Raw genomic sequence first — 11,495 nt, forward strand, 5'->3', positions numbered from 1 at the left:
TCCGCTAAGTACAAATTGTTATGGGTTACTGGTGTTCGTCGAAATGAGGGTGCTAAAAGTTATCTTTGATTGGAAGAATATTGGTGTTTTTGAGTTCTTCCATGACAACGTAACTATGGGTTTGGGAAACCCACGGTGTTGCCGCTAGTTTATCCCCTAGAATACCACGATATTCGGCCATGTCAGCCGCACGAACTTTGATTAGATAATCAAAGCCACCGGACACCATATGACATTCCAAAACTTCTGGGATTGCCATAATGGATTTCTTGAATTCTTCAAACGCTGCCGAGGTGGTTCGTTCAAGCGTGATCTGGACGTAAACCAATAGATTTGCGTTTACCTTAGCTGGATTAAGCCAAGCCATATATCCCTTGATATAGTTACTTTGTTCTAGCCTTTTAACCCTTTCTAGACAGGGCGTGGGGCTAAGATTAACCCGACGAGCAAGTTCGACGTTAGAGACACGGCCATCTTCTTGCAAGACGCGCAGGATATTACGATCTATTCGATCCAGCTTTCTTTCACTCATACAGATTATATAACTAGTAAATAGGAAATTTACTAGAGATAATATTGTATATTTTGTGAATTTGGCAGCATATATCGCTAGTGTTAGTGTATATTACTCATAGATATGAATACGAAATACGCGCCTGAACGCGGTATCTGGGATTTACTGACATGATTATCGATAAAGAACTGGCTCATGCTACGCCTTTAATGGAGGCCTTGCGTCTTGCTTATCGTATGGATGAAACGCAAGCGGTAACCGACTTGGTTAATGCGCTTGATTTACCAAGTGATGCACTGGACAGGATTTCGGCTCGTGCGCGTGATCTAGTGAAGGAAGTTCGAAAATCGCGTGTAGGACAAGGGGGCATCGACGCCTTCATGCACGAATTTGAACTGTCGTCAAAAGAAGGCGTTGTCTTGATGTGTCTGGCCGAGGCATTGCTTCGGGTTCCCGATAGCGAAACAATCGATAAACTGATACGGGACAAGCTTTCTTCGGCTGATTGGGAGGCACACCTGGGTCACAGTGATTCCCTGTTCGTGAATGCGTCTACATGGGCGTTGATGCTAACGGGCCGTGTGGTGAAGATCAAAAAGGAAGAAAGCAACGATTTTTCTGGCCTGTTACAAAGAATGGTTCAAAAAAGCGGAGAGCCTGTTATTCGTAAGGCTGTACGACAGGCAATGAAAATTTTGGGCCGTCAGTTTGTCATGGGACGCGGTATCAAAGAGGCTTTGAACCGCGCTATTGACGACGAGAAAAAAGGCTATCGCTATTCTTACGATATGCTTGGCGAAGGCGCACGTACGATGCCTGATGCCGATCGTTATTTCGAAGCCTATCGTGCTGCCATTGCTGGAATTGGAAAAGCAGCGGCAGGAAGAGGCCCTATCAATTCTCCGGGTATTTCTATCAAATTATCTGCGATCCATCCTCGGTATGAATTTTCCCATCGTAGCCGTGTCATGAGCGAAGTTGTCCCACGCCTGAAAGAGCTGGCCTTGGATGCCAAGAAATATGACATTGGTTTAACTGTTGATGCAGAAGAAGCTGATCGTCTTGAAATTTCGTTAGATGTTCTTGAGGCTGTTTCCGGCGACCCTGATCTCAACGGGTGGAATGGGCTTGGATTGGCGGTACAGGCCTATCAGAAACGTGCCCCATTTGTGATCGACTGGCTTGCTGATATGGCACACCGTCATGGACGACGTTTGATGGTCCGCCTGGTTAAGGGCGCTTATTGGGATACCGAGATTAAAGTTGCGCAGGAAGAGGGACAAGAGGGTTACCCCGTCTATACCCGCAAGGTTTCTACGGATGTGTCTTATCTGGCTTGTGCCCGCAAGATGCTGGCCGACCCCGAAGCTTTTTATCCGCAATTTGCATCTCATAATGCGCATACCATTGCTTCCATTATGGAGATGGCGGGGCCAGAACAGGATTTTGAATTCCAACGACTGCATGGCATGGGCGAAGCACTGTATGATCAAGTGGTTGGTTCGGCTGGCAAGGGACACCCGGTCAGAATATATGCACCTGTTGGTAGCCACGAAGATCTGTTGGCTTATCTTGTTCGAAGATTATTGGAAAACGGGGCAAATTCATCTTTTGTGAACCGAATTCAGGATGAAAAGCTGCCAATAGACGAGATCATTGCAGATCCTATTCTAAAGGCGCGTGGCCTGTTTAACATTCCGCATCCACAAATTCCTTTGCCATTACACATGTTTGGCACAGAGCGTCACAATTCAAAAGGTCTTGATCTTTCTGATGCGGTCCAATTGTCCAAACTTGGAACAGAAGTCCGCAAATTTGCGAACGAAGGTTGGCAAGGTGCTCCGATTATTGGTGGTGCCGAACAGGTGGGGATAATGCACGCTGTAACATCACCAAGTGATCGTCGGAACAATGTTGGCGAAATTGCTTGGGCTGCTACTGAACAGGCCGAGAATGCTTTGGCCCGTGCCGATCGTGCTTGGTGGGGATGGGATCAGACCCCGGCAACGGTTCGGGGTGACTGCTTGGAACGTATGGCAGACTTGCTGGAAGAAAATACAGCGGAATTCATCGCCTTGTGCATGCGAGAAGCGGGCAAAACTACGGCTGATGCTATTGCCGAAATTCGCGAAGCAGTCGATTTTTGTCGTTATTATGCGGTGAAGTGCCGTCAGGATTTTGGCGATCCGCTTGTGATGCCTGGACCAACGGGCGAGCGAAACGAATTGTCCATGCATGGGCGGGGTGTTTTCCTTTGCATTAGTCCTTGGAATTTTCCTTTGGCAATCTTCTTGGGGCAGGTATCTGCGGCCTTGGCTGCGGGGAATGCGGTGATTGCAAAACCGGCTGAACAAACAAGTCTTGTGGCTGTTAAAGCTGTGAAGCTTTTTCATCAAGCAGGTGTTCCGGGTGATGTCTTGCATCTTTTGCCCGGGGATGGGCCGACTGTGGCTGGGCCGCTTTTATCAGATGATCGCATCAAAGGCGTCGCCTTTACCGGATCAACAGAAACGGCCAAACTTATCCAGCGGGCTCTGGCTGCGCGTGAAGGGGAAATCGTTCCGCTTATTGCCGAGACCGGTGGTCAGAATGCTATGATTGTGGATTCAACCGCATTACCTGAACAGATTGTGCGGGATGTGCTGGCATCTTCGTTCCAATCTGCGGGACAACGCTGTTCTGCTCTGCGTGTTCTTTTCTTACAAGAGGATGTGGCGGATAAAATCCTCGCCATGCTTGCCGGGGCAATGGATGAATTGACGATAGGGGATTCATCTCAGCTTTCGACTGATGTCGGACCTGTGATTGATGAAGACGCTGCAGCAATGCTAAATGCCCATATTTCTCGTATGAAAACGGAAGCAAAGGTTATACGCGAACTTCCTCTTCCATCCGGTATATCGAACGGGACATTTGTCGCACCAGTTGCCTTTGAAATAGAGGGGCTACATATGTTGAAAAAGGAAGTCTTCGGTCCGGTCCTACACGTTATTCGCTATAAGGCTTCGGAGCTGGATAGTATTATTGATCAGATTAATAACTCTGGCTTTGGACTGACACTGGGTATCCATAGTCGTATCGATGAAACCGTGGATTACATTGCGCGCCGTGTTCGGGTTGGGAATACCTATGTAAATCGTAACCAGATTGGGGCGATTGTCGGGGTGCAGCCCTTTGGCGGCATGGGATTGTCTGGAACAGGACCCAAAGCGGGTGGTCCCCGGTACCTCCACCGTTTTGCAACGGAACATTCTATCTCGATTGATACAACAGCAGCAGGCGGAAATACCTCGCTCATGACACTATGATTTTTATGGGCTGATTTTTGTTCGTGAAAATTAAAGAACCCGGTTGTTGTCCTTATCTGGATGGCTGCCGGGTTTTTTATTGCCTTACGTATCTTATGAACTATCTTGGTGTTGCTTTTCACTGATGGCGCATGAAGAAACGGATACGCAATTTGCATGAAGATGACCTGACAGAGTTTGTACAAGCTGCTATTCGTGCGGATGAGAAGCCCCTCTGGTTTGCTCAACCCCGATTTTCCCATGTTTGGCATCAGGAATATAGATCTCCGACTACAAAGCTCTTCTTGTTTGCTGCAATTCTCGCCGTTTTATTGAATGTTATGGCTTTTATTTTTTTCAGTCTGTCGACGATTTTAAACATTATTCTTATCGTTGCGATAGGGAGTGTTATCCTCAGGTTTTGTTGGATCTATTATTTGGGCCGCCGGCTGGTTTATGTTTTGACATCTAAACGGTTGGTGTTTTTCCTCGAATCATCCAAACCAATTGAATACAAATCCTTTCCTTTAGATAAGCTCGGTGAACCAAAATTAACCAGAGGAGCTGACGGATACGATGATATTTTTTTTTCGGGTGTTAATGAGTGGGTATTCGGTATATCGGAAGGTGGGAATGTCGAGACTGTGATGCTTAAAATCAGGAACATTTCAGGGGAGTAGGTCAAACAGCAATAAATCTAAATGCATCTATTCATTATTCCTAAAAGTTTATTTGGGTAAAATTATAGTAAATGAGGCATTGGTTAGGGGGAGACCTGACCACAAAAGAAGGTATTCGGCTTATGGAAAAAGCAGCTCGTGATTTACTTTATAGCGAAAGTCCAAATTGGCTTAATAGAAGTCGAATAGAGCTAATGGATTCATTGTTGAAAAATACCCCCATTGTTGAGGGACCATTACTGGAAATTGGTGCAGGCAGTGGACATGCTATTGAAAAATTATCAAAATATGGCCCGGTTGATGCGATAGATGTTGCCCCTGAATCGTGGCCTTTAATTCAGCAGAAGCCTGTAAGAAATCTGTACACATCAGCGATCCCCAACGACAAGATTGAAGAGAATTATAGCGCTATAGTTGGACTGGAAGTTCTCGAACATATCAAGGATGATAAATTGGCTTTACAATGGTTGGTTGATCATTTGATGCCAGGTGGTTTATTGCTTTTGTCTGTACCCGCATATTCGTGGCTTTGGGGCCCTCACGATATTGCTAATCATCACTTTCGACGTTACACGCGATCACGTCTTTTAAAATTGCTTCCGTCTAATCTTGAACTTGTCAGGAGCGGTTATTTTATGACGGCTCTTTTCCCTTTAGCAGCGATCGCTCGACTTTGTTATAACGCGAAGAACAAAACCACAGAGCAGGGCTCAATGCCTATTAAACAAAAATCATCTTTACCTTATGTGGTTGACCTGACTTTTGGTAAGATTATGTCCGTCGAGGCGTACCTTGCAGGAAAAGGAATATCATGCCCTTATGGTATGACAATTTATTTATTTGCACGTAAGCCATATCATAATTAAACAAATGAAGTTTAAAGAAAATTCGTAGGAAAATTTCATATAATTATGGGGCCTAAGAGGCTTCTATACGTTTAGTCTTTTTGATTTGGGTTTAAATTCTCCAACGTCAATTCGACATGAATAAAGCTACCTCCGCAAAGGAAACTTTATTTAGGCGTATCAAAAGAATGTAGTATGGATTTCCGTTCATTTGAACAAAACAAAATCACGATAATACAGCTACCCTAACCTTAAAAATGATAGCTCAAGGCAAAACAATAATAGAATATATATGGGCACTACGATAGCTAAATATGGAGAATTAAAGAATGCCTTTATGGGAGCTGTTGCAGCAGCTGTATAGTAACGAAATTATTGGTTTAATAGGTGGTGGCATTTTCTTTGGTTCTTGGGTTTTACAAGCTTGGGAAACTCGTCAGGCAGGAAAACCTGTTGTTTCGCCCTACTTTTTTCTATTACGAGCGATAGCTTCGTTGCTAATGGCTTTTGAAGCAATAAGGGTTGGTTCTTTCTCAATTTTTATTGTTATGGCAGCAACTTTGGTATTAATACTATACAATCTTAGGTTGTCTTTAAAAAAGAGGAGCAGATAAGTTTTTGAATAATTTCAACGGTATTGCCCTTTTTCAACAATGCGATCTATCACATATTTTTGTTGCTCATTAATACGTGTCGATTGAAGTAACTCAGCTACAAATCCTACACTTAAAACCTGTGTGCCCGTCACAAACAATAAAATTCCAATTAAAAGTAATGGTCGATCCCCAATCGGCCCCATACCTAAAAACCAAAGAACAGTAAGATAAATGATAAAGGATGCTCCTAAGATACAAAGGGGTAAACCAAACATAGCAAAAAAATGGAGTGGTCTTGCGTTATACGTTGTCATCATCTTGACAGTAAACATATCAAGTAACCCTTTAATTATCCTCTCTGTTCCATACTTAGAAACTCCATGTTCCCTAGGGTTATGATGAACAGAAATCTCTGTTCCCCTGTAACCCGCGGAATGAAGGATCGCAGGTGTAAAACGATGCATTTCGCCATAAAGATTAAGGTGCCCAGCTGCTCTTTTGCTATAGGCTTTAAAGCCGCAGTTAATATCATGAATTTTAATGTCGAATAACTTTGAAGTCATCCAGTTAAATACTTTCGATGGTATCTTTTTCCCCAAAGGATCTTGGCGACTCTTTTTCCAACCAGATACATAATCATATCCTTCAGAAATTTTGTTAAGGAAATTTGGTATCTCAGCAGGATCATCTTGTAAATCAGCATCCATTGTAATGATGACTTGCCCCTTCGCTTCGAGAAATCCAGCAGAAATTGCAGCAGCCTTTCCAAAATTTCTTGTAAAGCGAATCAAACGAACACGGTCATTTTTTTTACTTAATTTCTCAATAATCTTAGCGCCGTTATCTGTACTGCCATCATCAACAAAGATAATTTCATACGAGATATCTAATATAGTAAAGGCTTTATCGACTTTTTTACTTAAAGTCTCTAGCGTATCTTGTTCGTTTAAAAAGGGAACGACAATAGATATAAGTTGGTATTGGGAGTCCATTAGTAATAACCCAGGAAAATAATTTGCCATTAAGTCGCTTAGAGTTCCGCTATAACATATAGGATTAATTATACTTTCATAATCAACACTATATAGTTCACGCTAAGAAGATTTATGAAAATTCTATATCAGTGCTGATTAACGGAGAATAAATTTCTTGCAGGTTAGATCAAATGATCATTCCCACATAGCGGTATGTTTATTGTCTAGTATGATTCCAATTATTATTGGTGCTTATACATTGTCCGAACCTTTTGGACGAGATCAGGGGATTCATGCAACTATTGCTTTTTCGTTACAAAGTGGTTTAACGACATACCTTGATGTTTTTAATATTAAACCACCTATGACGACAGCTATGCATTGGCTTGCGTTAGAAATCTTTGGACACTCTATTTTTTCGATTAGATATCTTGACATGTTATTCGTAATGCTTGGCATGGCGTGTTTGACTTCGTCAATTTTAAGGTTGGGGTACGAAAAAATAATAGCACTTGGTGCTTCGGTTGGTTTTTCCTCTATGTATTATTCTTTGACATATTGGGAACATGCTCAAACAGATGAGTGGGCAATAATATGCATAATTATTTGCTTTTTTTTTCTCACTGTTAGCTGGAAATATAGCGTTAGCTATAAGAGATTTATTTTTATCTTCCTTGCTGGTGTCTTCATTGGAATAGGATTTAGCTATAAATACACAATTGCTGTTACAGGAATATTAGTTTTTACACCGCTTCTTGTTAAGGAAGATAGTATTCAATTCTATTGGAGAGATCTTTTTTGGTTTATAGTCGGGGGGGGCGTCTTTTTATGCTTCATCATTATCATACTTTTAGCCACAGATAGTTTTGTACCTTTTATTGAAATACAAAACTTTTTACGAGGTTATTTAAATTACAATGGCAGTATGTTGCACCTCTTGAGTGCTCCTGTGACGATTGCTTTAGGTCATTCAATAGTTAATGGTACCCTAGTCCTTTTTGGGGCCGGAATGGTTGTTGCAGGATTTTTTCGGCAAAAGACCAACACACTCCATGTTACTGCTATCATACTAACGCTATGTGGTGGTCTATCTGGTTATGTACAGGGGAAGGGATTCATATACCATTTTATTCCGATTTTATTTGGTTATTCATTATTCTTTGGTTACGCAGTTAATGAAGTTTTGATCATTATCAAAAAACGTTTCAATATTAATTTTAACTACCTGATATCATCTTTCGTTCTCGTCGTTATTGTTATTTTAGATACAGGTACTCTTAGAATAAATACTTTCTCCCTTCGAGATGCTTTCGAAAAAACACCATTAGAAACTCGTTTCAATAGATATGATATAAATGCGGATTACAGCTTTCCTGACACGTTAAAATTTAGCAATATGTTGTCTGAAATTCGTCAGCCAGATGAAGATATATTTATTTGGGGCTATGAAACAGGATTGTATTTTTTACAAGAGACCCCTCCAAAATACCGCTATCCTTATATATGGCCGTTTTCGGTTAATTTTTATGATGGACGCTATACCAGTGACTTATTGGATAGATTAAAGCGATCTCCGCCAAAGTATTTTGTTGTACAAAAAAATGACGCTACGCCGTGGGTAACTGGTCATGGGTTAGATAGTCAGAAAATTTTACAAAATCATCTTGACGTAAATAATTATCTTATTGAGAATTATGAAAAAATTCTTCAAACAGACCGCTTTAATCTCTGGGAAAATAATAACAAACAACAGTGAGCCGTTAGCTTGCTCTGCACTTCAATTCGCTTAAATTGGATTGTCTTCGGGCTGCTTTATTGTCGGCTAGCCCCATGTGAAAAATAAGATTGTTTTGCCGGACTCAATGGGTAATTGGTTAACGATATTGGCCATGAGGATGGCATTAGCTCGTCCTTAATAGTACTAGTGGTGAGCCGTAGTTTTTTTGAATACTTTGATAGAGAGAGACTAGTGACAAAAGCAGACTATTCTTTTGGAGGTTGCGAAAGGAGATGGAGCTATTGGTATGCTTGCTGAAATGATTAGGTTGCATTTTTAGGTAAGAAATAATGCAAGAATTATGATGTTCTCTGCTTATTAATTGCTGCTGTAACATTCTCAGCGTCGTAAATTCCCTTAAAGCCCTTTTTCACTTCGTGTACGGACTTGTTTCTTGATGAACGTCCATCTCGGTCATTGTTGGAAATGGTCGTTATTAATGTTTTTGTGAAATAGACATTCCCAGTGCCGTCTTTGTTTTCGGCATTTTCTACAAATTCCAATTTATCCAGATCATAACTTTCAACAGATTTGTCTTTGTAATCGTTGATAATCAATAATCGCTTGTCCGTAATCGCGTAGTAAGTTTGTTCTGCACGCTGTCTGGCTTCAGCTGGTTTATTCAAGAGCTTTCGGGCGATGAAAAGAAGCGGTAACGCAAAAAAGACGAGTGCGAGTGCGGGTAAATTCCCACTGGAGAAGCTTGTGTATATGACGCCTAGTATCCATAAAACGATCAAACCGATTATGACTTTTCCGGCAATTGCTGCTTTGATTTTCTTTCTGTAAAAACGCTCGCTTACTGGGCGATCCGCCCAAATCAGTTGTTCATTCTCGATAAGTTCGGAACGGACGCGCTCCAATGGATCGTTACTCAATCTGATAAATTCCGTGTTTATAGGTTACCAAAGCTCTTTTCCTAAGATCTACCTATACGTTATTTTGTTATCCATAGCTATATTGAACACGGAATAATTCTTGCTATCACAAGGGAAGGTTTCTAAATTGTGCGAAATCTTTTTTGTGGAAAAACTTTGAAATGACGCCCAAAGATATCTGGTCGAGAGTAACTGTTTTAACGGTTACTCATAATGGTGGTGAAGTCATCGGTAACATGTTGAAAACGGTACCTTCCCAGATGCCGTTAATTGTTGTTGATAATGCATCAAGCGATGACACACTTGATATCGTTCGGGCAGTCGCACCTCAGGCTCGGTTAATCCTGAATGAAGTGGGGCTGGGGTACGGTAATGGTATGAATTGCGGTTTGCACAATGTGGAAACTGAATTTGCATTGCTTGTTAACCCTGATTCAATTCTTAGTGAAGATGCAATCATTAAATTAATCGAAGCCGCAGATCAGTTCCCGGATGCAGGATTATTTGGACCAGCTATTCTTAATCCAGACGGGTCAGTTGAACTTTCGCATGATGTGAATTTGTTTAACAGAGGCGCCTTGGGTAAACGTGTTGGCGAAATCCATCCTGAAGGCCCTTTAAGCGCTGATTTTGTGACCGGGGCAGTTATGTTATTGCGCATGGATGCTGGTCGCGCGGTTAATTTTTTCGATCGGGAAATTTTCCTTTATTACGAAGATGATGATATTTGTATGCGTCTTCGTAAGGCTGGTTACGGTATCGTTCATGTGCCTGATGCAGTGATTACGCATATCGGTGGTGGGTCGGTGCGACCAAACAGGGCGTATTACTGGGAAAAATTTTGGCACATTTCCTGGTCTAGATTTTATTTTGAAAAAAAACATCGCGGCATGTCCGCTGCGCGAAGTCTGGCGCTAAAGTATGCTTGTCGTTATGCGTTCAAAGCTTTGGGATACGCGCTGGTGTTAAAACGCAGCAAAGCGTGGCGTGATGCTGCTCGCTTTTCTGGTGCGATTGGATTTTTGTTGGGAAAACGGGCATCAGTTCTTCCGGCCGCAGTAGAATAAAGCCGCCATAGAATAAAAAGGGTATTAATAATGAAAGCAGTACTTCTCGCGGGTGGGCTCGGGAGCCGGATTTCAGAAGAAACACACCTTAAGCCAAAGCCGATGGTTGAAATCGGTGGCATGCCGATTTTGTGGCATATTATGAAAATCTATAGTAGCCACGGTATCAATGAATTCATTATCTGCCTCGGCTACAAAGGGTATGTAATCAAAGAATATTTCGCGAACTATTTCCTGCATAACGCGGACGTAACGATTGATCTGGAAAATAATCAGCTAGAATATCACGCGTCGAAAGCTGAATCGTGGAAAATAACATTGGTTGATACGGGACCCCACACGCAAACTGGTGGACGTGTCAAAAGAATTTCGCCTTACTTAAATCCTGATGAACCTTTTTGTCTGACCTATGGTGATGGTGTTGGAAATGTGGATGTTCGCGCCTCAATAGAGGCACATAAGAAAGCTGGACGTAAAGCAACAATGACTGTTGTGTCTCCGCCGGGTCGGTTTGGAGCCGCGGTAATCGAAGGGGACGGAATTTCAGCTTTCGCCGAAAAGCCACAAGGGGAGCGCGGACGGATCAACGCAGGTTATTTTGTCTGTGAACCATCGGTTATTGATCTTATTGATAACGATCAAACAATCTGGGAAAAAGAACCCCTGACAGCCTTGGCAACCAGCGGTGAATTAACCGCTTTTTTCCATGAAGATTTTTGGCAGCCTATGGATACCCTGCGCGAGAAAAATGAACTCGAAGCAATGTGGGCAAGTGGAAACGCGCCCTGGAAAACCTGGGGGTAAATCATGAAGTTTGATCCTGATTTCTGGCGTGGTCGGCGGGTTTTACTGACTGGTCATACAGGTTTTAAGGGCG

General features: G+C 42.2%; 10 protein-coding genes. 7 read left to right on the plus strand and 3 right to left on the minus strand.

From position 1 onward, the window contains the following. Positions 1-52 precede the first annotated feature (52 nt). Positions 53-532 (minus strand): Lrp/AsnC ligand binding domain-containing protein, encoded by a 480-nt coding sequence (locus Q0241_RS12535; protein ID WP_299377891.1) that lies wholly within the window; start codon positions 530-532, stop codon positions 53-55. Between the two features lie 152 nt (positions 533-684). Here Q0241_RS12535 and putA point away from each other — a divergent pair, with 152 nt between their 5' ends. From putA to Q0241_RS12555, 4 genes are all read left to right on the plus strand, one after another. After that, positions 685-3,822: a bifunctional proline dehydrogenase/L-glutamate gamma-semialdehyde dehydrogenase PutA gene (gene putA, locus Q0241_RS12540; RefSeq protein WP_299377894.1), complete on the plus strand. Its 3,138-nt coding sequence runs from the start codon at positions 685-687 to the stop codon at positions 3,820-3,822. Positions 3,823-3,974: 152 nt separating this feature from the next. Further along, positions 3,975-4,481, plus strand: coding sequence for a hypothetical protein (locus Q0241_RS12545; protein WP_299377897.1), 507 nt, complete (start codon positions 3,975-3,977; stop codon positions 4,479-4,481). 122 nt (positions 4,482-4,603) lie between these two features. Further along, positions 4,604-5,347 carry a class I SAM-dependent methyltransferase gene (locus Q0241_RS12550; protein ID WP_299377900.1) on the plus strand — a complete coding sequence of 248 codons (744 nt, stop codon included), beginning with the start codon at positions 4,604-4,606 and terminating at the stop codon, positions 5,345-5,347. Between the two features lie 308 nt (positions 5,348-5,655). After that, positions 5,656-5,940, plus strand: a complete 285-nt coding sequence (locus tag Q0241_RS12555; protein ID WP_299377903.1) for a hypothetical protein — start codon at positions 5,656-5,658, stop codon at positions 5,938-5,940. Positions 5,941-5,954: 14 nt separating this feature from the next. On the opposite strand, the gene Q0241_RS12560 is transcribed toward Q0241_RS12555, so the two are convergent. After that, positions 5,955-6,944 (minus strand): glycosyltransferase family 2 protein, encoded by a 990-nt coding sequence (locus Q0241_RS12560; RefSeq protein ID WP_299377905.1) that lies wholly within the window; start codon positions 6,942-6,944, stop codon positions 5,955-5,957. A gap of 181 nt (positions 6,945-7,125) precedes the next feature. Here Q0241_RS12560 and Q0241_RS12565 point away from each other — a divergent pair, with 181 nt between their 5' ends. After that, positions 7,126-8,652, plus strand: a complete 1,527-nt coding sequence (locus Q0241_RS12565) for a glycosyltransferase family 39 protein (protein ID WP_299377910.1) — start codon at positions 7,126-7,128, stop codon at positions 8,650-8,652. A gap of 320 nt (positions 8,653-8,972) precedes the next feature. Here the strand turns inward: Q0241_RS12565 and Q0241_RS12570 are convergent, their stop codons facing one another. Then, complete coding sequence (locus Q0241_RS12570) at positions 8,973-9,551, minus strand: hypothetical protein (protein ID WP_299377907.1); 579 nt, start codon at positions 9,549-9,551, stop codon at positions 8,973-8,975. Between the two features lie 161 nt (positions 9,552-9,712). Here Q0241_RS12570 and Q0241_RS12575 point away from each other — a divergent pair, with 161 nt between their 5' ends. Together Q0241_RS12575 and rfbF are read left to right on the plus strand one after the other, a co-directional pair. Then, a complete protein-coding gene (locus Q0241_RS12575; RefSeq protein ID WP_299377908.1) occupies positions 9,713-10,618 on the plus strand; it encodes a glycosyltransferase family 2 protein in 906 nt (301 codons plus the stop codon). A 30-nt stretch (positions 10,619-10,648) separates the two neighbouring features. Then, a complete protein-coding gene (gene rfbF, locus Q0241_RS12580) occupies positions 10,649-11,422 on the plus strand; it encodes a glucose-1-phosphate cytidylyltransferase (RefSeq protein ID WP_299377909.1) in 774 nt (257 codons plus the stop codon). Positions 11,423-11,495: the final 73 nt, after the last annotated feature.

Origin of the sequence: uncultured Kiloniella sp., from assembly GCF_937128705.1 — a bacterium.
Lineage (GTDB): Bacteria > Pseudomonadota > Alphaproteobacteria > Kiloniellales > Kiloniellaceae > Kiloniella.

Excerpts from the sequence above, each read along its gene's own strand:
- Q0241_RS12535 (WP_299377891.1), bottom strand. The coding sequence starts at position 532 with ATGAGTGAAAGAAAGCTGGATCGAATAGATCGTAATATCCTGCGCGTC.
- putA (WP_299377894.1), top strand. The coding sequence starts at position 685 with ATGATTATCGATAAAGAACTGGCTCATGCTACGCCTTTAATGGAGGCC.
- Q0241_RS12550 (WP_299377900.1), top strand. The coding sequence starts at position 4,604 with ATGGAAAAAGCAGCTCGTGATTTACTTTATAGCGAAAGTCCAAATTGG.
- Q0241_RS12555 (WP_299377903.1), top strand. The coding sequence starts at position 5,656 with ATGCCTTTATGGGAGCTGTTGCAGCAGCTGTATAGTAACGAAATTATT.
- Q0241_RS12560 (WP_299377905.1), bottom strand. The coding sequence starts at position 6,944 with ATGGCAAATTATTTTCCTGGGTTATTACTAATGGACTCCCAATACCAA.
- Q0241_RS12565 (WP_299377910.1), top strand. The coding sequence starts at position 7,126 with ATGATTCCAATTATTATTGGTGCTTATACATTGTCCGAACCTTTTGGA.
- Q0241_RS12575 (WP_299377908.1), top strand. The coding sequence starts at position 9,713 with ATGACGCCCAAAGATATCTGGTCGAGAGTAACTGTTTTAACGGTTACT.
- rfbF (WP_299377909.1), top strand. The coding sequence starts at position 10,649 with ATGAAAGCAGTACTTCTCGCGGGTGGGCTCGGGAGCCGGATTTCAGAA.